Origin of the sequence: Aquisphaera insulae, assembly GCF_011064615.1 — a bacterium.
In the GTDB taxonomy this organism is placed as follows: Bacteria; Planctomycetota; Planctomycetia; order Isosphaerales; family Isosphaeraceae; genus Aquisphaera; species Aquisphaera insulae.
Genome location: NZ_JAALJH010000085.1, coordinates 1 through 22061, shown reverse-complemented (window position 1 = coordinate 22061; position 22061 = coordinate 1). Strand labels below are relative to the sequence as shown.

Annotated in this window: 21 protein-coding genes; 5 read left to right on the top strand and 16 right to left on the bottom strand. The window is 69.4% G+C overall.

Features of this window, described 5'->3' with window-relative positions; genetic code table 11:
- Nucleotides 1-87 precede the first annotated feature (87 nt).
- From G6O54_RS29925 to G6O54_RS29890, 8 genes are all read right to left on the bottom strand, one after another.
- Nucleotides 88-861, bottom strand: a complete 774-nt coding sequence (locus G6O54_RS29925; protein WP_165231999.1) for a flagellar biosynthetic protein FliR — start codon at nt 859-861, stop codon at nt 88-90.
- A gap of 68 nt (nt 862-929) precedes the next feature.
- On the bottom strand, nt 930-1196 hold the full coding sequence (locus tag G6O54_RS29920) for a flagellar biosynthetic protein FliQ (RefSeq protein ID WP_165231996.1): 267 nt from the start codon (nt 1194-1196) through the stop codon (nt 930-932).
- A 19-nt stretch (nt 1197-1215) separates the two neighbouring features.
- Nucleotides 1216-2172 (bottom strand): flagellar type III secretion system pore protein FliP, encoded by a 957-nt coding sequence (locus G6O54_RS29915; RefSeq protein WP_165231993.1) that lies wholly within the window; start codon nt 2170-2172, stop codon nt 1216-1218.
- Complete coding sequence (locus tag G6O54_RS29910; RefSeq protein WP_165231990.1) at nt 2169-2648, bottom strand: flagellar biosynthetic protein FliO; 480 nt, start codon at nt 2646-2648, stop codon at nt 2169-2171. The genes G6O54_RS29915 and G6O54_RS29910 overlap by 4 nt, the downstream gene beginning before the upstream one ends.
- Nucleotides 2649-2691: 43 nt before the next feature.
- Nucleotides 2692-3285, bottom strand: coding sequence for a FliG C-terminal domain-containing protein (locus tag G6O54_RS29905; protein WP_165231987.1), 594 nt, complete (start codon nt 3283-3285; stop codon nt 2692-2694).
- A complete protein-coding gene (locus tag G6O54_RS29900; RefSeq protein ID WP_165231984.1) occupies nt 3282-4787 on the bottom strand; it encodes a hypothetical protein in 1506 nt (501 codons plus the stop codon). Before G6O54_RS29900 ends, G6O54_RS29905 begins: the two co-directional genes overlap by 4 nt.
- Nucleotides 4788-5096: 309 nt before the next feature.
- Nucleotides 5097-5726 carry a hypothetical protein gene (locus tag G6O54_RS29895; protein ID WP_165231981.1) on the bottom strand — a complete coding sequence of 210 codons (630 nt, stop codon included), beginning with the start codon at nt 5724-5726 and terminating at the stop codon, nt 5097-5099.
- Between the two features lie 518 nt (nt 5727-6244).
- A complete protein-coding gene (locus G6O54_RS29890) occupies nt 6245-8065 on the bottom strand; it encodes an ArnT family glycosyltransferase (protein ID WP_165231978.1) in 1821 nt (606 codons plus the stop codon).
- Between the two features lie 289 nt (nt 8066-8354).
- Here G6O54_RS29890 and G6O54_RS29885 point away from each other — a divergent pair, with 289 nt between their 5' ends.
- Nucleotides 8355-9611: a serine/threonine-protein kinase gene (locus G6O54_RS29885; protein WP_165231975.1), complete on the top strand. Its 1257-nt coding sequence runs from the start codon at nt 8355-8357 to the stop codon at nt 9609-9611.
- A gap of 150 nt (nt 9612-9761) precedes the next feature.
- A complete protein-coding gene (locus G6O54_RS29880) occupies nt 9762-10115 on the top strand; it encodes a VOC family protein (protein ID WP_165231972.1) in 354 nt (117 codons plus the stop codon).
- 70 nt (nt 10116-10185) lie between these two features.
- Here G6O54_RS29880 and G6O54_RS29875 read toward each other — a convergent pair whose 3' ends face one another.
- The 7 genes from G6O54_RS29875 to galT all read right to left on the bottom strand — a co-directional run bounded on the left by G6O54_RS29875 (nt 10186) and on the right by galT (nt 17778).
- Complete coding sequence (locus G6O54_RS29875) at nt 10186-10647, bottom strand: hypothetical protein (RefSeq protein ID WP_165231969.1); 462 nt, start codon at nt 10645-10647, stop codon at nt 10186-10188.
- A gap of 120 nt (nt 10648-10767) precedes the next feature.
- Nucleotides 10768-11223 carry a ferritin-like domain-containing protein gene (locus tag G6O54_RS29870; protein WP_165231966.1) on the bottom strand — a complete coding sequence of 152 codons (456 nt, stop codon included), beginning with the start codon at nt 11221-11223 and terminating at the stop codon, nt 10768-10770.
- Nucleotides 11224-11316: 93 nt separating this feature from the next.
- Nucleotides 11317-12588 carry an AI-2E family transporter gene (locus G6O54_RS29865; protein WP_165231964.1) on the bottom strand — a complete coding sequence of 424 codons (1272 nt, stop codon included), beginning with the start codon at nt 12586-12588 and terminating at the stop codon, nt 11317-11319.
- 96 nt (nt 12589-12684) lie between these two features.
- Nucleotides 12685-13674 (bottom strand): UDP-glucose 4-epimerase GalE, encoded by a 990-nt coding sequence (gene galE / locus G6O54_RS29860; RefSeq protein ID WP_165231961.1) that lies wholly within the window; start codon nt 13672-13674, stop codon nt 12685-12687.
- A 34-nt stretch (nt 13675-13708) separates the two neighbouring features.
- A complete protein-coding gene (locus tag G6O54_RS29855) occupies nt 13709-15220 on the bottom strand; it encodes a phosphohexomutase domain-containing protein (RefSeq protein WP_205679084.1) in 1512 nt (503 codons plus the stop codon).
- Nucleotides 15221-15284: 64 nt separating this feature from the next.
- Nucleotides 15285-16739 (bottom strand): galactokinase, encoded by a 1455-nt coding sequence (locus G6O54_RS29850; protein ID WP_165231955.1) that lies wholly within the window; start codon nt 16737-16739, stop codon nt 15285-15287.
- On the bottom strand, nt 16732-17778 hold the full coding sequence (gene galT, locus G6O54_RS29845) for a galactose-1-phosphate uridylyltransferase (protein ID WP_165231952.1): 1047 nt from the start codon (nt 17776-17778) through the stop codon (nt 16732-16734). The genes G6O54_RS29850 and galT overlap by 8 nt, the downstream gene beginning before the upstream one ends.
- A 189-nt stretch (nt 17779-17967) precedes the next feature.
- Between galT and G6O54_RS29840 the strand changes: the two genes are divergently transcribed.
- Nucleotides 17968-19173 (top strand): AraC family transcriptional regulator, encoded by a 1206-nt coding sequence (locus G6O54_RS29840; RefSeq protein ID WP_165231950.1) that lies wholly within the window; start codon nt 17968-17970, stop codon nt 19171-19173.
- A 298-nt stretch (nt 19174-19471) separates the two neighbouring features.
- Here the strand turns inward: G6O54_RS29840 and G6O54_RS29835 are convergent, their stop codons facing one another.
- Nucleotides 19472-19645: a hypothetical protein gene (locus tag G6O54_RS29835; RefSeq protein WP_165231947.1), complete on the bottom strand. Its 174-nt coding sequence runs from the start codon at nt 19643-19645 to the stop codon at nt 19472-19474.
- Nucleotides 19646-20023: 378 nt separating this feature from the next.
- Here G6O54_RS29835 and G6O54_RS29830 point away from each other — a divergent pair, with 378 nt between their 5' ends.
- On the top strand, nt 20024-21271 hold the full coding sequence (locus tag G6O54_RS29830) for a helix-turn-helix domain-containing protein (RefSeq protein ID WP_165231944.1): 1248 nt from the start codon (nt 20024-20026) through the stop codon (nt 21269-21271).
- 27 nt (nt 21272-21298) lie between these two features.
- Nucleotides 21299-21820 (top strand): hypothetical protein, encoded by a 522-nt coding sequence (locus G6O54_RS29825; RefSeq protein ID WP_165231941.1) that lies wholly within the window; start codon nt 21299-21301, stop codon nt 21818-21820.
- The last annotated feature ends 241 nt before the right edge of the window (nt 21821-22061 follow it).

Sequence of the window (22061 nt, the reverse complement as noted above, 5' to 3'; positions counted from 1 at the left end):
GCCCTGTCCAGGAAAATTCGGAAGGCAAACGGGATGAGGAGAGAGAACCAGAGAATTTTGGAATGAACTGGATGTCCATGTTTTTCATCATGATCCACCGCCTCCCCACGGCCAGCCGGCCCATGCCTGCGAAAGCGTGGCGACGAGTGCCCCAAGTGACAGGATGACGAGGACGATTCCCAGGAGCGATCGGAGCGGCAGGGACATCGCCAGCACGGGTATCGCGGGGGCGAGCCGGCCGATCCAGCCCATGGCCAGGCCGGCGATCGCCAGCGCGATCGCCGCGGGGGCGGCGGCGCGGAGCGACAGCGCAAGGGCTCCGCCCACCTGGGCGAAGACCTGAGAGGCCGAGGCCGCATCGAGGAGGAAGCCGCCGGCCGGGACGACGCGATAGCTCTCCGCGACCGCCGCGACCAGGACGAGCGGGCCCTGCATCCCCAGGAAGACGCCCAGCGCGATCAGGCCGTAGAGATGCCCGAGCGCGGAGGACTCCTCCCCCGTCTCCGGATTGAAGAGCGTCGCCGCGGACAGTCCCGCCTGGGCCGCGACGAGATCGCCGGCCTGACGGGCACCGGCCACGATGAGCCCGGCGGAGAGCCCGAGCAGGGCGCCGAACACGGCCTCCAGGATCGCCGCCCACGCCAGGGCCGGACCGGTCGGCGTCGGGCCGATCGTCGGCTCGAGGACCGGGATCAGGACGACGCCGAGCATCACCGCGAGCAGGAGCTTGAACCGCACGTCCACGCCCGATATCGCCGTCAGCGGGGCCGTCGCGCAGAGGCCCGCGACCCGCGCCACGATCAGGATCCCGGCGGGACCGTGCAGGCCAATCCAGTTCGCGTCCAGCGAGATGGCGTCCAACGCCCCCCCCAAAAAATCCCCTGCCCTTCTCCCCCGCGTCCCCTGCGCCCCCGGGTTTCGTCTAAGGTTTACATCAGATAGGGGATGCGGCCGATGAGGTCGGTGGTGAACTCGATCCAGCGGCCCACCATCCAGGGCAGGATCAGCAGCAGCACCAGCAGCACGGCCGCCAGCCGCGGGACCAGGCCGACGACCGGCTCGTGCAACTGGGTGAGCGTTTGGAGGATGTTCACGGCCAGGCCCACGACGAGCGCCGCGGCGAGCAGCGGGCCGCCCAGCAGGAGGCTCATCCGCAGCGCCTCGCGCGTCCAGTCGATCACATGACTCAGATCCATGGTCGACCCTTTCTCCATCCTATCCGGACGGGCCGGCGAAGCTCGACAGGAGCATGCTCGAGACGAGGAGCCAGCCGTCGGCGAGCACGAAGACGATCATCTTCACGGGCATGGCGACGAGGGTCGGCGGCAGCATGTACAGGCCCATCGCCGCCAGCACGGCGGAGACCGCCAGGTCGATCACCAGGAACGGCAGGTAGAGGTAGAAGCCCATGACCAGCGCGGTGGTCAGCTCGCTGAGCAGATACGCCGGCGCGACGACCCGGAACGGGAACTCGTGGCCGTACTGGGGCTCGACCCGTCCGGGTGACGGGGGATATGCGTGATGATAGAGGGTCCACAGATAATCGGTGTGCTTCGTCCTCACGATCTGGTCCACCATGAATCCCTTGATCGGCGCGGAGCCGGCCTTCCAGGCCTCGGTTGGCGTGGACTTGCCCGCCTGGAAGGGGACGACGGCCTCGTGGTAAACCCGCTCGCCGACCGGCCGCATCACGAGCGCCGTCAGCAGCAGAGACAGGACCATGAGCACCTGGTTGCTGGGGACCTGCGGGCTCCCCATCGCCTGCCGGAGGAGGACCAGGACGATCTCGATCCGGACGAAGGCCGTGAGCATCAGGACGCCCATGGGGGCCAGCCAGATGACCCCGTAGAGGGCCATCGTGGACGCCGTCCGCATCGCATCCCTGGCGTCGGGGAGCGGCGAGGACCGCGGCGAGGCCGGCTCCTCGCTCGCGGGCGGACTCGACACCGAGGCCGGCGGCGCGTTCGGCGGAGCGGGGTGGACGGCCTCGGCCTCGGCCTTGAGGACCTCGGCATCGAACTTCGGCCGGTCGAAGCCGTAGATCGAGGGGCGTTCGTCGGGGTCGCCAGGGGACTGGGCGGACGACGCCCCCCCGCCGGCGGCGAGGATCACCAGCGCGGCCAGTCCGGCGGCCAGGGCGTGGCGACGAGGAGGGCGTTCCGGATCGGTCATTCGTCGCCTCCCGGTCGGTGCGGAGTGTCCCCGGTCGGGTCGATCGCCTCGCCCTCGAGCTCGCCGAGCAGCGACGGCGCGCCCTGGGGACCGGTGCCCACCAGGAGGACGCGCGAGCCGGCCCGGACGAGGACGATGGAATGCCTGGGGGAGAGGCTCACCTTGCCGACGACGCCGACCGCGGCCGTCGATCCCGGCGGCCGATACCGGCGAGCCGCGACCGCGGCGGCACCGCAGGCGGCGAGGGCCAGGGCGATGCCGGAGGTCCCCAGCCACCAGCTCCCGCGGCTCGAGGCCGACGAGGACGCATCCGGGGTAGACGCTGCCGAGGAGAACCCGAGGCCGGCGAGACGTCCCGAGGGGGGCGGCACGCGGACTGGTTCGTGGTCCTGCGCCCCGGCGGACGACACGGTCGCGATCACCAGAGACGCGGTCGCGAGGCAGACAAGGATGATCCGTCCGGGTGTCTTGGGCATGAGGAGCCTCCTGCTCCCGGGGTGCGGCCGGCGGGCCGCACGGTTAGACGAGGACCTCGTCGCGGCCGCTCGGGTCGGGAAGGCGGACGGAGCCCTGGTCGTGGAGCCGGCGGAAGCGCTCGGCGAGGTCGGCCTGGGCGGCCTCGGCCTCGGAGAGGCGGAACGGGCCCATGGATTCGAGGTGGGCACGGAGCGACGCGGCCGATCCGGGATCGAGCGCGCCGAAGACCTTGGCGCGGACCGGAGGCGCCGCGCCGGCGATGGCGAGAGCCCAGGTGGCCAGGTCCTCCTCGTGGTAGCCGCCGCGGACGTCCCGATCCTCCATCCGCAGGAGGTCCTCGAAGACGAAGCAGAGCCGGCGGAGGCCCTGGCCGAGGAACTCCTCGAGGACGGCCTCCTGCTCCGCGGGGTCGATCCGCTCGAGCCGGGCGATCTCCCAGGTGACCGCCTCCACCGCCGCGCGGTCGAGGTACTGGAGCAACTGGGAGGCGAGCGACTGCTCGAGGCTGACCAGGACGATCGCCGCCTTCCGGAGCGGCGGGATCTCCTCGGTCGCGACGGCCGACGACGGGGAATCGAGGGCGTTCGCGACCGTCGCCCCCTCGGGGGGGACGGCCTTCGCGGTCAGGGTCGTCATGGGGTCTGGCCTCCCTGGCTGGTCCATCGCTCCAGGACGCTCACGGCCGATTCGGGATTGAGCCGGACGAATTCGCGGACCCGCTCCGACGGCCCGGGGCTGGCCGCGGAGCCTCGGTGGTATCGCACGCCCCGCGGGGCGGCCTCGCGCCGGGCCGCCGGGCGGAGTCCGGTCCAGAGGCCCCAGGCGACAGCCGCCGCGACGGTCGCGATCAGGGCCGCCGCGGCGCCGATGACGCCCCAGCTCGCGGCGATCGGCCGGGGCTCGGCGGCGGGCATCGGCGTGACCGCCGCGGGGAGCTCGTCGGGGATCACGCTGATCGTCGCCTGCCAGGCCTCCGGCCCGCTCAGGGGGACGACGGCGGCGATCCCCGTCCGCACCAGCTCCTCGGTCTTGATGACGAGCTTCTGCAGCTCGTCCGGGGAGGGCTCCTTGTGGCCCGGCAGCATGATCACCTGGTAATAGTAGCTCCGCGGCACCTTCACCCAGATGCGGCCTCGCTCCCGTTCGGGCCGCGGCGGGGACGGCAGCGGCTTCGGGATCGACCGGGCGGGGGGCGGCGGCTCGGCGATCTCCATCGGCCGATTGATGACGATCGAGGGGCCGGCGGCCTCGGGGGCCTTCGTGCCGTCTCCCGCGGGCCGCTCCTGGGGCCGGGGCTCGGCCTCGGCCGCCTCGGGGAGCTGGACCGAGATGCCCACCCCCTTGATCCAGTCGAGCTCGTCGAGGATCTCGCTCTTCAGCCGCTCCTCCTCGGCGAGGTTCTTCGACAGGACGCCCAGCGAGGGATTGGCGGCGTCGAGATACTTGTGGCCGCGGCGGTCCACCACGGTGATCGATTCCGGCGCGATGCTCCGGTCGAAGCCGGTCACGTAGGTCGCGATCGACTGCACGGTCTGGAAGGGGAGCGGCCGGTCTCCTTCGGTCTCCAGGCGGACGAACGCCGAGGATCGCTCCGGAGGCTGGAAGCCGAGGCGAGGTCGTGGCGTCTCGATCCGCACGAAGGCGCCGACGATCCCCTCGAGCTCGACGAGCATCGCCTCGAGCATCTGCTCGCGCTGGCGGTGCTCGCGTGCCTCCCGCTCCGAGAGGGGGTCGAAGAGGCCCGGCGCCGGGGCCTGGTCGCGGATCTCGCCGGGGAGCCGCGGGCCGAGGTCCAGCTTGGCGATCAGCGCCTCGGCCGCCTCGCGCTGCGAGGTGGGGACGGCCACGCGCCGCTGGTCGTCGATCTGGTAGGCGATCTGCTTGCGATCCAGGGCGTGGCCGACCTTGCTGAGGTCATGGGGGGCGAACCGCCGGCCCATGCCCAGGTACGAGGTCCCGGGCGTGCCCAGCGACGGGGCGCTCACCAGGGCGACGACCGCCGCCACCGCGCCGATCGCGCCGGCGATCCCCCATCGGACCGCCCTCCGCCGGCCCGCCGACTGGCGACGATAGGCGTCGAGCCAGGGGCGGATTCCGTCCGCGACCGGGCCGAGAGGCAGCCAGGTGAAGCTCCGCATCCATCCTCCTCCGGACGACAGCCAACTGCCAGACGCCCCGGACGACACGCCCATCCCTGGAGGCCCCGTCCGATGCCGTCGGCGGCGAGAGAGTTATCCACAATCGCCGCCTTCTGTCAATCGCGGGGTGGCGGAGTGATGGGGTCACGAACGGCGGAGCGACCCGGCGACCCGGTTCGAAATGCAACACTGCCCCCGCGATACCCGAGGGCATCGCGGGGGCCGTGAAGTTGACCGGCCGGAGGGGCTCCGGGACGAATCCCGATTCACCCTCTCGGCCGGGAAGTATGGCGTGGTCCGCGGGATCGATCAGTTCCCGGCGGGGGTCGGCAGGAGCAGCCCGCTCTGGTTGACTTCCGGAGCCGGGGGAGCTTCTTCACCGGCGACGGCCGGGGTCATCTCGGCGGGGACCGAGGCGATCGTCGGGGCGGGCTTCACGGCCTTGAAGGCGTGCTGGCCGGCGCCGTAGACGGGGGCCGCCTGGGGAGCCGCAGCCGGGGCGGCATATCCACCCTGGCCGGACGGGGCGGCATACCCACCCTGGCCGGACGGGGCAACCTGGCTCGTCGGGTAGACGGCCGGGGAGCCGCAGGTGTCACAACCGGTGTCGCCGCAGCCGCTCTTGTGACCCCAGAGCCGCTTCTTCTTCAGGACCCACTCGTAGGTGACGGGCGGGTGAAGGGCGCTCTTCAGCTTGCCGTGCAGGTCGCCAAGCTTGCAGCCCACGCCGCTGAACTTGTCGTGCAGGCCGCTCAGCAGGCTGCACTTCTTGTGGCCGGTGTCGCCGCACTCACCGACGGTCACCGGGCCCTGGGCGCTGGCGATCGGCCCACCCTGAGGGGAAGCCAGGCCGCACGTGGAACAACCATCCGCCATGCACACGCTGGTGAACCCCAGAGCGACGGCAAGGCTGAGGCTCAAGGTCAAGGGCTTCAACATGGGAGAATACTCTCCTAGGCTAACGTAAGTTCGAGGGCGGCGTGGCCGGCCGGCCTTTGCGCTCGTCCCTGCTTCTCTTCGGTCGTCCATGGCTCCGATCCCACGGTTGAGGACTTCCCGGGTCCCGAGGCGTCTCCGCCTCCCCGCAAGTCGGTGCCACCAGTTTGGTGCTCCCGAGTCCTCCGCATGGGTCTACCATGCTGAGGCACTGTTTGTATCGTCATCCGAGTGCCCGCCCTTGAACGCGCTTCACCTTTTGTCACAACACTTTACGACAAGACAAGGGCCGGTTGACGGGGTCAGTAAAAATGGATAATCCACGCAAATCAAGATAGCCACACAACCGGCGTAATCGGAAAATTACCCATGTTTCATACTTCCCATCTTCTCGAAACCACGCGATCGACAGGCCAGGAAGGTCCCGCGCGACTCCTCCCACAGGAAGGTTCGGCAGGATCTCGGGGCCTTTCGAACGCCCATAGCGGCAAGGTCTGCGGGATGGGCAAGGGAGACCGGGCTCAGCGAATCGCGTCGGCGACTCGCGCGGGGATGGCATCCACTCTGAGGAGAGCCAGGGGGGTGCGTTTGCGGTTCTCTTCGCGGAGGAGGGGCGTCACGCGGCCCGCCAGGTCCGGCGACCAGCGCTGCAGGAGGGGGACACGGATCAGGAGGTGGGAGGCATCGGCATCGCGGCGGGGATGATCGACCCAGTCGCGGAGGAGCTGCCGCTGCCGCTCTTCGAACCGAGCCGCGACTTCGGCGGCAGCCTGCCGCGAGGTCCCGGCGCTGAGGGCGTTGCCGAGCTTGTCATGGCTGTCGCTGTAGCGGGGCTGGCTTCCCGGGACGGGGGCGAGTTCCCGATCGCTCAGGTAGAACCAGAGCCCCTCGTCGATCTCGTGGAAGAAGCGGAGAGACGACGCGTTCGTCCCCGTGCCGGCCGGCGCCAGGCGGGCGATCTGCTCCGCCAGTCGGCGATGGCCCCGCTCCGGATTGTCGATGGGTGCCAGGATCCCATACCCGATCAGCACGCCGGCCGCCCCCGCGGCGGCGGCGGGAAGGAGCGAGGCGGCGCCCAGGCCACGCCTCTGACACCACGCCCCGAGGGCCGCCGCGAAGGGCGGAATGGCCGCGAGCAGGGCGAGCCAGCCGAGCGGAGTCGCCGCGAGGGCCCTGCGGCAGGCCGCCGCGGCCACGAGTCCCGCGACCGCCAGGAGCCACCACTGGATCCCGAGGAGGCGGCGGGCCCGCCTCGAGGCAGCGGTCGGCACGACCGCCCGCGCCAGGGCATCCAGCCGGATCCAGGCCATGCCCGCCAGGATCGCGAGGCCCGGCAGGCACGGGACGAAGTAGTTGGGCTTGGCCACGGCCCAGGTGCCGAGCACCCCGAGGTTGCCGACCGCCCAGCTCCAGGGGAGCCACGGATCCCCCCGCCGCCAGGGGAGGACGAGCCCGCGGTCGGCCCGGATCGGCAGCGTGACGCCGACGATGCCAAGGACCAGCCACGGCAGGATCATCAGCGGTGCCCCCAGGAGGATGCTCCCCCGCTCCTGATGATTCAGCGGCAAGGCCCCGGTCTTCTGCCCCATCTCGGTCGTCCAGACCCCGAGCGCCTGCGGATCGGCGGCCAGCACGAGCGCCGGCCAGGCGACCGCGAGCGCGAGGAAGACGAGCACGCCCGGCAGATCCCAGAGCCGCCGGAGACAGGCCCGCAGTCGACGGGTCGGCGCGAGATCGGGGAGGATCGCCACCCCGACGAGCATCAGGATGATCGGCCCCTTGCAGAGGAACCCGAGGCCGAGTGCGACATGGAAGAGCACCGCCCAGCCGCGACCGCCCTGGTCGCGGATCCGCCGCCAGGCCGCGTAGACCGCCAGCGTCGTGCAGGCGGCGAGCGGGCCGTCGTTGCCCGCCTGCCGGAGCTCGGAGAGGAACAGGCCGGTCGTCGCCAGGATCATCGCCGAGGCGAGCCCGAGCGGCCGCCCGCCGATCCGCTTCCCCAGGGCGTAGACGAGGGCCACGCACGCCAGCCCCGACAGCGCGCTCGGCAAGCGGACGACCCATTCCTCGCGGCGGCCCGTCAGCACGAGCAGCCCGGCGATCGTCCACCGCGGCAGCGGGGGCTTCTCCAGCCGGGGACGGCCCTGGATCTCGGCGACGAGCCAGTGCCCGTTGGCCACGGTGTCCAGCGCCTCGGCCGCGGCCCGCTGCTCGCGCTTGCCCCAGAGCTCCACCGAGCCCAGGCAACCGAGGAACGTCGCGCAGGCGAGGACGCCGGCCAGGATTTCCGGCCACCACTCCCGGGCCGACGATCGGAGCCATCCCCCCCGCCCCGGGACCATCGCGGACCTCCGTGCGCACGCCGACTTATCCCGCGGATCCGTCCGCGGCGGCCAGAACGTATCGCGAAGCCTCGATCAGGGCAAGCCGGGGTCCGAGCACGGGAGATCGGAGAGCGGCTGGGATCGCGGGATGAGCCCCGGTATGCTGATGTGGGATTTATCGCAGGAAGCCGGTGAACATCGTCCTCGACTTGATGGCCGGTCCCATGGTGGCACCGGCCAGGCCATCGCTCGCACGCATCTTGACCGTTCATTCGAAGCGTCAAGGCGACCGACCCGGAGGAGCGAGATGAACCCATCCTGCCCCGACATCCCGGGGTATGCCGTCGAATGCGAGCTCGGGCGAGGCGGCATGGGGGTCGTCTATCGAGCCCGCAGGGAGTCGACGGGACAAAGGCTCGCGCTCAAGGTCATCCTCATCGATGGCCGCGAGGTCGGTTTCCAGGAACTGGCCCGGTTCCGGATCGAGGCGGAGGCCATGGCCTGCCTGAACCATCCCAACATCATCAAGGTGCGCGACATCGGGCTTGTCTGCGGGCATCCGTTCCTGGCCATCGACCTCGCCCCGGGGGGTAGCCTCCGCGATCGCCTCTCGGGGCGGCCGTTGTCTCCCCGATGGTCCGCCGGCTTGGCCCGGACCCTGGCCCTCGCTCTGGGACACGCGCACGGCCGGGGGATGCTCCATCGCGACCTGAAGCCCGCGAACGTCCTCTTCATGGAAGAGGATGTCCCGGTCCTCTCCGACTTCGGGCTCGTGAAGTTCGCCGTCCCCCTGGGGAAGGTCCACGACGCCTGCTGCACGATCGATATGTCGTCCATGCTCGACGAGCTGCTGGCCTCGCAGTTCGCCGCCGAGCTCCGCGCCCAGTATGCCCCGATCAGCGGCCCCGACGGCCCCGAGGATTCGGTCCTCGATGAGCTCTGGCGGCAGTGCGACACGCGGACCGGCCTGCTGCCGCCCAGGGAGGCCAGGCGGGCCGCCGTCCGCCTGTTCCTCGACGTCGCGAGGCGGGGACGCACACGCCCGGGCCGGCCGGAGCCCATCCTCGACGACCTGACCCGGTCGGGCAGCCTGATGGGCAGCCCGACGTACATGGCCCCGGAGCAAGCGGCCGGCGACCTGGATCGAGTAGGACCACAAACCGACCTCCATGCCCTCGGCGCGATCCTCTATGTCCTGCTCACCGGACGCCCCCCGTTCCAGGCCCCGCGACTGGATGCGCTCCTTCAGCAGGTGAAGTCCGCCGTCCCCGTGCCGCCGCACCAGCTCGTCGCGGAGATCCCGGAGGAGATCGAGGCGATCTGCCTGAGATGCCTGGAGAAGGCCCCGGAAAGGCGATTTCGGGACGCCCACAGCCTGGCGGAGGCCCTCTCGAACTTCCTCGGTCGTGCCGCGTCGTCAGGAGAGGTGCCCGCCCGGCGGACGTCGATCCCGGAACGTTCCGCCGGCTCGAGCCCTCCCCCCAAGACGCGGGCCGGAACATCGACGACGCTTGACCAACCCGGAGAATCGAAACGGCGATGGTGGCCGTTCCGCCGGTCGTAGGGGGGCCGCCACGGGGAATGCCATCGGGACAGGGAGGCTCGACCGCGGCCCGGGGGCTGCACCGCCCGGCCGTCAGCTTCCTCCGATTCGCACCCGGTCCGCACCACGCCAACTGGGCAAGTCGTGAACCTGATATCGCGGGGCACCATCATGAAGCTCAATCACCTGAACCTCTCCGTGACGGACGTGACCGCGGCCCGCAGCTTCCTCCAAACCTACTTCGGCCTCCAGGACGGCGGGGGCAACAGCAACATCGCCTTCCTGCGCGATGACAACGGCATGGTCCTGACCCTGACCCACATGAAGGTCGGCGGCGAGACCGAGGTGCGCTATCCCGCCACCTTCCACGTCGGCTTCATCCAGGAATCCGAGGCTCGGGTCGACGAGCTCAACCGCCGGCTCAAGGATGACGGATTCGACGTCCCCCCGCCGTCGCGTCAGCACGGATCCTGGACGTTCTACTTCCAGGCCCCGGGCGGATTTACGATCGAGGTCCTGGCCTGAGTGGTCGCCCGGCTCATCGCCGAATGAATCCTCGCCGAGGAGCGAATCCAGTCCGGATCCGGGCCGGGGCTCAATGGTCCAGCCAGCGGTCGGACATCACATCCCGGTGTGAGCCGGCCATGACCTTACGCTCGGGCAACGGGTCATCCCAGCGGGCCTCGGCCTTGTCGGTCATGATGCCGAACCACCAGCCGCCGCAACGTACCCAGCCCTTATGAATGCCCGTTTTATCCCGGACCGTCACGCGGTAGACGGTCTGGTCCTTCGAGCTCCTCCAGAAGAAGGGCCCCTTGAAGAAATGGCGGTACTCGGCCTCCAGGATCTCGTACCCATTCCGGTCGGCCCAGCGATCCAGGATCTGCCTCGAGCGGCGGAAATGCCATGCAATCGTGCCGGCCACGACGAACAGGACGAAGAAGACCCCGAAGACCGACATCTCAGGATGGGCGACAGCAAGCGTAACCATGGAATCCCCATACCTCGGGAACGGGATGAAGTGGACCGCGGGCTGAGCATGCATGCTCCACCGCATCGGTCGGCTCTCCCGATTGACCCGAGATATTCGATCCCCGGCGACGCTCATTGAGGGGAATCGTCGCCGCCGCGGCGCTTCTTGCGTGGGGTCGCGATGGCCAGAACCTGAACCCGAATGTCAGCTTAGCTTCGGCACGTCCTCGCCCAGCGCCGTGGCCAGGTCGATGAGGTGCTCCTGCTCCTGGACGAGGATCTCCCGGATCTCCTCGGCCATGGCATACTCGCCCAGGGCCTCGCACTGGCGGACGCGCTCGCGGTAGTTCTTGATGGTGTCGACCTCGTTGTCGAGGTCGAAGCGGAGCATGTCCTTCGCCTCCTCCGAGGTCTTCACCGGCTTCGGCGAGACCGTGGGCATGCCGCCGAGATAGTCGATCTGCTTGGCGATCGTGAGCGCATGGGCGAGCTCCTCGCTCGCGTGCGTGACCAGCTCGTCGGCGATGTTCATGTACTCGGCCCCCTTCAGGACCTGCGAGTACACCACGTAGGCGATGATCGCCTGGTACTCGCGGGCGAGGTCCTCGTTCAGGGCCTCGATCAGTTGCTCGCGGGAGATCGTCCCCTTCGAGTCGGCCATCGTGCTGCAACTCCTCGGTGTCCTCGGATCCGATCCAGGTCGATGGATGAGAAGGTTGCAATTCTGGTGCCCGCGGGGGCGATCGCGTCCGGATCATCGGGTCGACGACGCCAGCCCGGCGGCGGCCCGAGGCGACGCCTGGCCGCCCTCCTCCGATGGTTCTTCGTGCGGCTCGAGCAGGGCATCGAGCGCGGGGCTCTCCGGCGTCATGTTCACGAGTTCGCGGAGGATGACCATCATCGGCAGGGCGGCGATCATGCCGAGCGGGCCCCAGAGCCAGCCGAAGAAGAGGATGGCGACCAAAACCATCACGGGGTCGAAGTGGACCGCCCGCCCGTAGACGAGCGGGGAGATCACGTAACCCTCCAGCGTGAGCCAGCCGAGGATGACGCCGAGCATGGTCACGGGCTGCCACCAGCCCGTCCCGGCGGCGAGCGCCACCAGGGTCACGAGCGAGCCGCCGACCATCGGCCCGAAATAGGGGACGAACTCGAGCAGGCCGAAGATCAGCCCCCAGAGATAGGGCTGCGGCAGCCCGAGCAGCCAGGCCGTCGTGCCGATGACGAGGCAGCCGCAGAGCGACACCATGACCACGAAGCCCCCGAACGTCGTGATCCCCTTCTGCGCCCGCTCCAGCCCTTCCCGTCTCGGGCGTAGCCCCAGGGAAGCGAGCATCCGGAAGATCCGCTCGAGCAACTCGTCCCGCGCGTCGAGCAGGTAGAAGAGGAACGAGAGGCAGATGATCGCGGAGCCGAGCACCCCCACGAAGCCACCCAGCCCGGACATCGCCCAGGAGCCGACGCTGGACATGTTGTTGCGGATCAACCGCGCCCAGTACTCGACGCGGTCCGGAGGGCCGGGATCCTCGGCCGTCTCGGGTGCGGCCGGCCCGGCCTCGTCCCGCCCGCCATCCTTCGAGGCGGCCTGCTCCTTCTCCTCCTCGGCCTGGATCAGCTTCAGCGAGCGGAGCAGTCGCTCGCCGCCGACGGCCTTCGTGCCGTCGGCCATGAGGTGGCTGAGGCGGTCGAAATACTTGTCGGATTGCTGGAGGATCGTCCCGGCCTGGTAGACGAGCAGGCCGGAGGTGCCGATCAGGGTGCACGTGACGAGGACCAGGCAGATCAGGCTCGCGACGGTCCGATTCAGGCCGTGCGCTTCCAGCCATCGCGCCAGCGGCGAGAGCGCAATCGCCAGGATGAGCCCCAGGACGAACGGGACCAGGATCGGCGCCAGCAGCCAGGCGGCCCCGGCCAGGAGGAGGCCGGCGATCCAGAAGAGGACGGTCGTCTGGGTGTCGAGCGTCTCGGCGACCGGCTTCTCTCCCGGCATCGCGGTAGGGGGCATCCGCCCGGGGGCATTCGGCATCGGGTTCCTCCTCGCCCAGCGTCAACTTGCGTCACGCAAGATGCCCAATGCAAGTGCCATGCCGGGCGGGGCGAGGAGGGCCGGAGGCGGGACGGCTCAGCCGCGATCGTCATACCCCTTCGGATGGGCCTTGTGCCACTTCCAGGCGGACTCGACGATCGGGGTGATCTCGACGAATTTCGCCTTCCAGCCCAGGGCCTGGAGGGCCGCCGAGGGATCGGCCACAAGCGCCGGGGGATCGCCGGCGCGGGGGCCGGCGATGTCCGCCGGGATCGGATGGCCGGTCACCTTGCGGCAGGCCTCGATGACCTCCTTCACGCTCGTCCCCCGGCCGGTGCCGAGATTGAGCTTCAGCTCGGTCCCCTGCCCCAGCTTGTTGAGCGCAGCGAGGTGCGCCGTGGCGAGATCATCGACGTGGATATAGTCGCGAATGCAGGTGCCGTCGGGCGTCGGCAACTTGTCGCCGAAGATCGTGACCATCTCGCGACGGCCGAGGGCCACGTCGAGGACCAGCGGGATGAGGTGCGTCTCCGGATCGTGATCCTCGCCGATGTCGCCGTCGGCCGAGGCGCCGGCCGCGTTGAAGTACCGGAGCGCCGCGTAGCCCCAGCCGTAGGCCCGGGTGTAGTCCGCCAGCGCGTGCTCGATGACCAGCTTGGTGAACCCGTAGGGGTTGATCGGCCGCTGGGCCTGGGTCTCGCGGATCGGGACCGAGTCCGGCTCGCCGTAGGTGGCGCAGGTGCTCGAGAAGACGATCTTCGAGACCGACGCCGCTCGCATCGCCTCCATCAGGGAGAGCGTGCCCAGGATGTTGTTGCCGTAATACTTGGCCGGGTCCGTGACCGACTCTCCGACATACGCATAGGCCGCGAAGTGCATCACGGCCTCGATCTTCTTCTCGCGGAGGAGGCCCTCGAGCTTGTCGCGGTCGAGCAGGTCCCCCTCGATGAGCCGGCCGGCCGGGACGGCTGCGCGGTGGCCGTACACGAGGTTGTCGTAGACCCAGACGTCATGCCCCTCGCGGGCCAGCAGCTTCACCGCGTGAGAGCCCACGTACCCCGCACCGCCCGTCACCAGCACGTTCATGGTCGTTCGTTCCCCTTCGGGCCGATCGCCCGGATCAGCCCTGGTATTCATCCCCGGCGCCGAAGCGACGGACACACTCCGCGATCTGTCGCTTGGCCGCGCCGACGAGGTCGGCGGTGGCCCCTACGACTTCCCACCGCGCCAGGCCGTTCTCGCTCTGCGAGACCCGCTGGCTGACCTGGATCCAGTCCTCCGCCAGCGTGGTGTGCTCGTCCACGTCGAACGGCAGCCCGCGACGGAGGAGCGTCGCCTCCAGGTCCATGCCGTTCTTCATTCTATCGAGCGATCTCGCCCCGGCGCCCTCGAAATGGAGCCGGACGGCCTCAAGCGCGGCGGCGCGCTGCTCGTCGGTCGGGAACTTGTAGCCCCATTCGCGCTGGCGGGCGGTCGTGGCCTGGATGCCGATCAGCCGGTCGAATCGCTCCGGATGGTCCCGCCAGGTCTTCGCGATCAGGAGGGCGAAGTAGAGCGTGTTCTCGGTGCAGTACCGGCCGCCATCCGGACCGGTGAAGGCCTCGTAGTAATGGGCCGACTCCTCGACCGAACCCAGCCGGGCGGGGTCAAGCTTCAGGCTCTCCTTGATCTGCGAGTGGCCGTTGCGGATGACGTCCACCGCCAGGCCGGCCTTCGCCATCTCGATGATCGCCAGCGGATTCGACTTCAGGTCGGCGAAGACCCCGAGCCCCGGCGCCGAGATCCGCCTGCGGATCTCCGGCAGGACCGCCGCGTAGACGAAGCTCGACGACAGGTAGGTGCCGTCCCCCCGGTAGATGTCCAGGCGGTCGCCGTCGCCGTCGAAGAACATGCCCACCTGGTAGTTGCCGGCCTTCATCGCCTCCAGCCCCGGGCGGACGACCGGCAGCTTGACCGGGTTGGGGTCGCCCAGCGGGAAGGTGCCGTCGGGCGTGAAGTGCATCGGCTCGAGGTCCGCCCCGGCCAGGCCGAAGGCCATCATCATCTCCCGCCCCGAGGCGCCGAAGAGATAATCCTGGAAGACCTTCGCCCCCTTTAGCCCGCCCGGCCCCACGCCGGCCAGCTCCATGCTCCGGCGGACGAACTCGCCGATCCGCTCCTCGATCCGGAGCGTCCCCTTCCGCGGCGACGACGCGCCCTCGCCCTTGAGGTACAGCTCCTTGATCCGGTCGAGCCCACCCAGCGGCCCGATCCCCTCCGCGATCGGCACGACGCCCGGCGCCAGGATCTTCTGCCCGGTGTCCCCCGACGGGTTGTGGGACGCGCCGACGATCGCCGCCGCATACGACGGATTGCACACGGCCGAGTCGTAGAAATAGGACGTCGAGCACGCCCCCGGCAGATAGATCACCTCGAGCCCCGCCGCGCGGAAGGCATCGATGCAGATCGTCAGGTACTGCGGCCCCGTCCGCCGGGCGTCGTGCGCCACGACGACGCCGGGGGCCCCGAGATCATCGCGGAAGTACTTCGCCTCCGCCCGAGCCAGCCGCGCGGCCAGCTCCGCCGTCAGGCCCGCCGCCGGGGTGCGGATGTCGTAGGCACGGAACATCGACAGGTTGAGCGGATCGTCCACCGTACACCTCGCCATATTCATCTAGATCGATAAGATCGCCCATAATGCCTTCGATGCGCCTCGATCACCGTCCGGACCGCCTCACCCCGAAATGGCAGGCGCCCGGCGAGGTCCCCTCGAACAGGTAGGGGGTGCGGCCGGTCTCCTCCGCATAGCGGCGTGAGATCTCCGCGACCGCCGGGCCGGCCGAGTCGCGGCCGAGGATGGCGACCGTGCCGCCGCTGCCGCCGCCGGTGATCTTGGCGCCGTAGAGGCCCGCGGCCGGCCCGGCCTCGCGGACCATCTCGACCAGCAGGTCGGTGCCGTCGGAGCCGAGCCCGCAGGAGGAGTAGCTCGCGTGCGAGCCGAACATCAGCTCGCCCATCTCGCGGAGGGCCGCCTCGTCGCAGCGGCCCGAGAGCAGCTCCGCGAACCGACGGACCCGGGCGTGCTCGCCGATCGGGTGGGCGGTCGGCTTCAGGACGGCGTAGGTCCGCGAGGGGTCGACTCGGGTCACCCGATCGGTCGTGCCGCCGAAACGCCCCAGGAACTCCGCGCCGGAGAGCGTCGCCGGCAGCCCGGCCGCGAACTCGCGGTCGAACTCACCGGGCGTGAGGTTGGCCACGAAGCCGGACCACCGCGGGTCTTCGATCGCCACCACGCCCGGCTCGGCGGTCGGCGACGCCTTCAGGCCGGCGGCCTCGGCGATCATCCGGTAACCCATGAACGCGCCGGTGCGCACCGAGGTGTAATCGCTGCCGGTCACCGCATGGCGTATCCCCGAGTCGATCCCCCAGAAGCCGATGGCCGGCGGCAGGTCGACGTACCCCTTCACCTCGGCCGGCTGGCAAAGAAGCGCCAGCAGGGAGCCCGCCCTGCCGACGGCGGAGGCCATCTGGTCCATGATCCCGCAGGGCGCGCCGACGACGAAGTTCTCCGCCATCTGGCAGAGCCGGGCCACCTCGGTCCCCTCGATCGTTTGATCGAGGAGGCCGGTCGCGGCCTGCATCACGGCGACCTCGAGCGCCGCGGACGAGCTGACCCCCTTCCCCTCCGGGACCTTCGATTCGACGAGGACCTTCAGGCCGCGGTCCACGCCGAGCGTCAGGCCGCGCTCGCGGTGGAGGACGGCCAGGACGCCCACGACGTAGGAAGCCCAGTGCGTCTCCGGGTCGCGAGCGAGCCACCGCCGGGCGGCCTCGTAGCCGCCGTCGAGGAGCAGCCGGGTGGTCGGACCGTCGATCTCGAGCCGCCGCGCGGGATGCCCGCCGTCGGACGGCCGGCTGACGATCGTCAGGCCCGGTCGTCCCGACTCCTGGGCGGCGACCAGCGTGGCCTCGCGGATGGGCCACTGGAGGACCAGCGAGCCCGAGTAGTCGGCGATGCCCCCCATGACGTCGAGCCGCCCCGGCGCCCTGGCCGCGACGACCGGCGAGCCCGCTTCGAAGAGGGGGCCCTCGCCGGGTTGCCGGAGCCGGTCGAGGAACTCGGCGACCTCGGATTCGGCCACGGCTACCGTCTGCTCGCGAAGGTCAGGCATGGGCGGCGACCTCCCCGGCATGCCGGTAATGGACGGGCGGGACGGCCCGGAGCTCCGCGGCCTTCTCCTCGGGCGACGTGTCGCTCAGGAAGCTGCCGCCGCCGACCTCGGGGCCGGCCAGGTACTTGAGCAGGTTCGGCTTCCGCAGGGGCGGATGGAACTCGATGTGGAAATGGAAGCCCTCGTGCGCCTTGCCGTCGGTCGGGGCCTGGTGCAGGGCCATCACGTAGGGGAACGGCATCTTCCAGAGGTTGTCGAACCGGACCTGGACCTCGTGGAGGACCTTCGAGAAGTCCCGGAGCTCCGCGGGCGAGAGGTCCGCGAGGCTGCCGTGCGGCTGCTTCGGCACCACGAACGTCTCGTACGCGTAGCGGGCGAAGTAGGGCAGGAAGGCGATCGCCGAGTCGTTCTCGGCCAGGATCCGCCGGCCGTCCTCGCGCTCGGAGGCGATGATGTCCTCCATCAGGACCCGCCGGTTCTCCCCCCAGTACCGTTTCGAGATCGCCGCCTCGTTCTCGATCGTCTTGAAGACGAAGTTGGTGGCGTAGATCTGGCAGTGCGGGTGCGGGTTGGAGACGCCGACGGCCTCCCCCTTGTTCTCGAACATGAGCACGTGATTGACCTCGGGACGCGAGCCGAGGTCGCGATACTGCTCCTGCCAGCAGGCGAGCAGGGCCTCCACCTGCCCGGCGCCCAGCTCCGCGAGGGTCATGTCATGCCGGGGGGTGTAGCAGACGACGCGGGCGATCCCCTCGGCCGGGCCGTTCCGGTAGATGCCGGCCGGCCTCGGCAGGTCGCGGGGGGCCTTCGGGCCCACGCACGGCGCGTCGTTGTCGAAGACGAAGACGCCGGCATAGTCCGGGTTCGTGGCCCCGCTGACCCGCGTATTGCGGGGGCAGAGCGGGCAGCCCGGGTCGTATTCCGGGATGACCTTCTCCTGCCCTTCGAGCGTCCCGCCCACCCACGGGCGGTTGTTCCGGTGGGCCGCGACGACGACCCACTCCTCGCGCAGAGGATGCCAGCGCTGTTCCCACGTCATGTTCACGACCCTCGGAGGAAAGCCGGTGTGTCCCGACCGGAGACAGCCTACCCCCGGCTGCACCGCACCGCCAGATTGCGATCGCGCAATAAAATACGAGTTTTGCGCAGGCCTCCCTGGCGGGCTTTCCGCCTCGCCGCGAGAATGGTGACGGCCGCGACGGCGACACGGCGGGGGGGAGGATCGACGATGTCACGGATCCCGAAGGTGGCGCTCCTGATCGAGACCTCGCGGGGCTACGGGCGGGGCCTGCTGCGGGGGATCGTCCGGTACGCCCGGCTGCACGGGCCGTGGGGGTTCTACCTCACCCCCGGGGACTTCGCGCAGGTCCTGCCGCGGATGCAGTCCTGGGGGGGGACCGGGATCATCGCCCGGGTGGAGACGGCGGCCGTGGCCCGCGCGATCCTCGAGTCCGGGCTGCCGGCGATCGCGCTGGACCTCGCGGAGGAGGAGATGAGGCCGGAGCACCCGCTGGGGCATCTCGCCGAGGTGGAGTCCGATTCCGCGGGGGCCGGGCGGCTGGCCGCGGAGCACCTCCTGGGGCTGGGGTTCCGGAACCATGCCTATGTCGGCACGGGAGACCGAGTCTGGTCGCTCCGCCGTCGGGCCGCGTTCGTCGACCGGATCCGGGAGGCCGGCTTCGAGCCGCACGTCTACGAGCCGCCGCGGTCGGCCCGCGACCGGTCGTGGGGCCGGGAGCAGCCGATCCTCTCCGACTGGCTCTGCCGCCTGCCGAGGCCCGCGGGGCTGATGGCCTGCGACGACGACCGCGGCCGTCAGGTCCTGGAGGCCTGCCGCGCCGGGGGGCTCGTCGTGCCGGAGCAGATCGCGGTCGTGGGCGTGGACGACGACGAGCTCCTCTGCGAGCTCGCCGACCCGCCGCTCTCGAGCGTCGCCCTCAACGCGGAGGCCGGCGGCTACCGCGCCGCGGCGATGCTGGACCGGATGATGCGAGCCCACGCCGCCGGCTGCCGCCCGCCGAGGCGTCGGCCCCGCCCGGCACGGCTCGTGGTCGAGGCGCTCCGCGTCGTCCCCCGGCGGTCCACCGACGTGATCGCGCTCGACGACCCGGAGGTCGCCGCCGCGCTCCACTTCCTGCACAACCACGCCGGCGAGCCGATCGGCGTGGCCGACGTCGTCGCCGACCGGCTGATCTCGCGGCGAAGCCTGGAGATGCGCTTCCGGGCCACGGTCGGCCACACGATCCACGACGAGCTCCAGCGGATCCGCCTCGAGCGGGCCCGCCGCCTCCTGCTCGAGACCGACCTGCCGATCCCGGGCGTCGCCCGCGCCGCCGGCTTCTCCAGCCCCAGCTACCTCGCCCAGGTCTTCCGCCGCGCCCTCCGCACCACCCCGGCCCGCTACCGGAGGGAGTCGCGGACCCCGAGCCACTGATCAACCTGAGAAGCCGATCCCGCGTGTGAAGTAGAAGGGGTTGTCCGAGGTCACGAGCCGCTGGGAGCCCTCGCTGACCAATACCCGCTACCGTATTAGGCTGGCGAACCGAGTCGGTGGCGCTCTGCGAGCGTGCCCAGCGAGCTATCTCGCTCGATCTCGGCGGCCACGTGCGGCCGCGTGGCCCGATCGAGGTTCAGGAAGCGAAATCCCACGGCTGTCCCCTCTCCTTCGAAGGCGTGAGTCGGGAAGTTGGCCCTCCGTAGGGGCCTGTATTCCCCTGGAGGGACTGGACGAGTCACCTCTCCTTCCGGACGCCCTTGAAGGGCTCCCCGTCCTTCTTGACGTCCATGAAGCGGCCGGTCTCCGTGTCCCGCTTCACCCACTGCTGGGTCGTCGGATTGAGCACCTGCGACCGATCTCGCACCGCTCCGTTGCGGTGCCCGTCACCTTTGGGCGGATTGGTAGCCATCTTCACTTTCCTCAGACTCGGGCCACGCCAGCCGGTTTCTACTGCCCGGCTGATTCCAGCCCTCTACCTCAATCCTATGTTCGATTATCGAACAATCAAGGAAATTGTTGACTTTAAAGTGGAATCACTTTACCTTACTTTCGTACAGCAATCGCACATCGACGGACAACCTTGACGCCGATGGGAGGCCCGTATACGGTAACCCGGGCTCCCTCTCTCTCAAGGCTCTATGAACTTAACTCTTTTCCTTTAAATAGATTAAGCCACGAATCGACCAGCCAATAGCCCGGTCGGAACTTCGGCGACAAGTCGCACTTGGCATGCGATGAGGAGGAGAACCGTCTCGGTTACCACCGTTCACGATGGAGGAAGGACGTCATGGCCCTTGACGCAATCACCCTGGGAAGGAGGCTCAAGGAAGCTCGAGAGAACAGGAGGCTAACCCAGGAAGAGGCCGCTCAGGCTATCGCCCTGTCGCGAACCGCCCTGGTGCACATCGAGTCGGGGAAGCGGTCGCTGTCGACCCTGGAGCTGTCCGGGCTCGCGAAGCTCTATCACCGCTCGGTCATGGACTTCTTCGCCGAAGGTGAATCGCAGGCCAGCCGCGAGGAGGATCCCCTCCTCATCCTGCACCGGCTCCCGCCCGAACTCCTGGATGACCAGGAGGTGAACCGGCAGGTATCCCGCTGTGTGGAACTTTGCTCCATCGGGGTCCACCTGGAGGCGACCCTCGGGCTAGACGACGCCGTCAACCTGCCCGCCTACGAGTACCGGGCCCCGACCCGGCCCTCGGAGGCGACTCGCCAGGGCGAGAAGGTGGCCGAAGACGAGCGTCGCCGATTGGGCCTGGGGTACGGCCCCATCGCCGACATGGCCGACGTCATCAGCACCCAGGGCATCTGGGCTTCCGGGGTGAAGGGGCTGCCCGACGACATGTCCGGCATCTTCCTCCGCCATTCCTCGATCGGGCTCGTCGTCCTCGTGAATTACGGCCACCTGAGGGCCCGGAAACGGTTCTCCTACGCCCACGAATACGCCCACGCCCTGCTCGACCGGAAGACCACCAGTGCGATCGTGACCCGAGAGCAGAACCGCCAGGACTACATCGAGCGGAGGGCGAATGCCTTCGCCGCCGCTTTCCTGATGCCGGAGACCGGCGTCCGGTGGTTCATGGAGACCCTCGAGAAGGGCGGCCCCAGCCGACGGCAACGCATCACCTATTCGTCGGCGGGCGATGAGCCGGTGGAAGCCGAGGAGCGGCCTGCAGCGGGCTCGCAGCAGATCACCTATCAGGATGTCGTGGCCCTGGCGAACCACTTCGGCGTCAGCTATCCGGCGGCCACCTATCGCCTGAACGACCTCGGTTACCTGAACGCTCGGGAGAAGGAGTCCCTACTCCAGAGGTCCTCGCTCGGCTTCCGGCTCCTGGAGTCCTCGGGCAGCAACGAGGATGGACAACCCCAGAGGAAGCCCGACCGCGAGCTCGTGAGCCAGATCACACGCCTGGCCGTGGAAGCCTATCGCCGCGAGGAGGTCTCTCAGGGATGGCTTCGCGACCTGAGTGATAAACTGGACATGCCCGCCAAAGACCTCATCGAGCAGGCCGAGGCGGCGACGGAGTGCTGATTGCCCCACTTCGAGGATGAGACACAGATGACCAGGGACGGTCTCTCACTGGCGATCATCGACACGTCGGTCCTGGTCAATTTCCTGGCGATCGACCGGACCGACCTTCTGGCTAGCCACCCGACCTATCGCTTCCTCGCGGTCGACCTGGTGCGGGACGAGGTGACGAGGCGGGCCCAGGTCGACCGATTCCGGGCGGCCCTCGCAGCCGGCCACGTCCTGCCGGACGGCCCGCCCGAGACGATCGGCATCGACGAACTCGCTGCGTTCGCCACGCTCTCAGGGCTCAATGCCCTCGGGCTCGGCGAGCAGGCCGCTGCCGCCGCGGCCCACGCCCGAAATCTGCCCCTCTTCATGGACGACAGGCGTGCCTGGAAGCAGCTCGCGAAGGTCTTCCCCGCGATCGTCCGCGGGGACACGGTGAGCCTCGTCGTCTCCCTCATCAGAGCGAACGTCCTCGACGTCACCCAGGCCGACGCCATCAAGGGAGAGTGGGAGAGCGAGCACAGCTTTCGATTGAGATTCACGAGCTTCGCCGAAGTCGTCTGACCGCCTGCATCCGCACTCCGCCGCGACCTGTTCTCGAGGCCGATTCCCCATCTCAATCATTCATTTTCCCCGCCCATTACCTCGGCAAGGAAGAAGATCACCGTAATTGGGCTCTTACCGCCGACAGGGAAGCCGGCCCGCATTCACTTCCCCCCTTACGAAAGGGGGATTCAGGGGGGTGCATTCGATCGCCCTGGCCGGCACAAAGCACCCCCTCCGACTCCCCCTTCGTAAGGGGGAG

What these genes read in the sequence shown, in the direction of transcription:
- G6O54_RS29920 (WP_165231996.1), bottom strand. Translation starts at nt 1,196, where the DNA reads ATGGATCTGAGTCATGTGATCGACTGGACGCGCGAGGCGCTGCGGATG.
- G6O54_RS29915 (WP_165231993.1), bottom strand. Translation starts at nt 2,172, where the DNA reads ATGACCGATCCGGAACGCCCTCCTCGTCGCCACGCCCTGGCCGCCGGA.
- G6O54_RS29910 (WP_165231990.1), bottom strand. Translation starts at nt 2,648, where the DNA reads ATGCCCAAGACACCCGGACGGATCATCCTTGTCTGCCTCGCGACCGCG.
- G6O54_RS29905 (WP_165231987.1), bottom strand. Translation starts at nt 3,285, where the DNA reads ATGACGACCCTGACCGCGAAGGCCGTCCCCCCCGAGGGGGCGACGGTC.
- G6O54_RS29900 (WP_165231984.1), bottom strand. Translation starts at nt 4,787, where the DNA reads ATGCGGAGCTTCACCTGGCTGCCTCTCGGCCCGGTCGCGGACGGAATC.
- G6O54_RS29895 (WP_165231981.1), bottom strand. Translation starts at nt 5,726, where the DNA reads ATGTTGAAGCCCTTGACCTTGAGCCTCAGCCTTGCCGTCGCTCTGGGG.
- G6O54_RS29890 (WP_165231978.1), bottom strand. Translation starts at nt 8,065, where the DNA reads ATGGTCCCGGGGCGGGGGGGATGGCTCCGATCGTCGGCCCGGGAGTGG.
- G6O54_RS29885 (WP_165231975.1), top strand. Translation starts at nt 8,355, where the DNA reads ATGAACCCATCCTGCCCCGACATCCCGGGGTATGCCGTCGAATGCGAG.
- G6O54_RS29880 (WP_165231972.1), top strand. Translation starts at nt 9,762, where the DNA reads ATGAAGCTCAATCACCTGAACCTCTCCGTGACGGACGTGACCGCGGCC.
- G6O54_RS29875 (WP_165231969.1), bottom strand. Translation starts at nt 10,647, where the DNA reads ATGCGGTGGAGCATGCATGCTCAGCCCGCGGTCCACTTCATCCCGTTC.
- G6O54_RS29870 (WP_165231966.1), bottom strand. Translation starts at nt 11,223, where the DNA reads ATGGCCGACTCGAAGGGGACGATCTCCCGCGAGCAACTGATCGAGGCC.
- G6O54_RS29865 (WP_165231964.1), bottom strand. Translation starts at nt 12,588, where the DNA reads ATGCCGAATGCCCCCGGGCGGATGCCCCCTACCGCGATGCCGGGAGAG.
- galE (WP_165231961.1), bottom strand. Translation starts at nt 13,674, where the DNA reads ATGAACGTGCTGGTGACGGGCGGTGCGGGGTACGTGGGCTCTCACGCG.
- G6O54_RS29850 (WP_165231955.1), bottom strand. Translation starts at nt 16,739, where the DNA reads ATGCCTGACCTTCGCGAGCAGACGGTAGCCGTGGCCGAATCCGAGGTC.
- galT (WP_165231952.1), bottom strand. Translation starts at nt 17,778, where the DNA reads ATGACGTGGGAACAGCGCTGGCATCCTCTGCGCGAGGAGTGGGTCGTC.
- G6O54_RS29840 (WP_165231950.1), top strand. Translation starts at nt 17,968, where the DNA reads ATGTCACGGATCCCGAAGGTGGCGCTCCTGATCGAGACCTCGCGGGGC.
- G6O54_RS29835 (WP_165231947.1), bottom strand. Translation starts at nt 19,645, where the DNA reads ATGGCTACCAATCCGCCCAAAGGTGACGGGCACCGCAACGGAGCGGTG.
- G6O54_RS29830 (WP_165231944.1), top strand. Translation starts at nt 20,024, where the DNA reads ATGGCCCTTGACGCAATCACCCTGGGAAGGAGGCTCAAGGAAGCTCGA.
- G6O54_RS29825 (WP_165231941.1), top strand. Translation starts at nt 21,299, where the DNA reads ATGACCAGGGACGGTCTCTCACTGGCGATCATCGACACGTCGGTCCTG.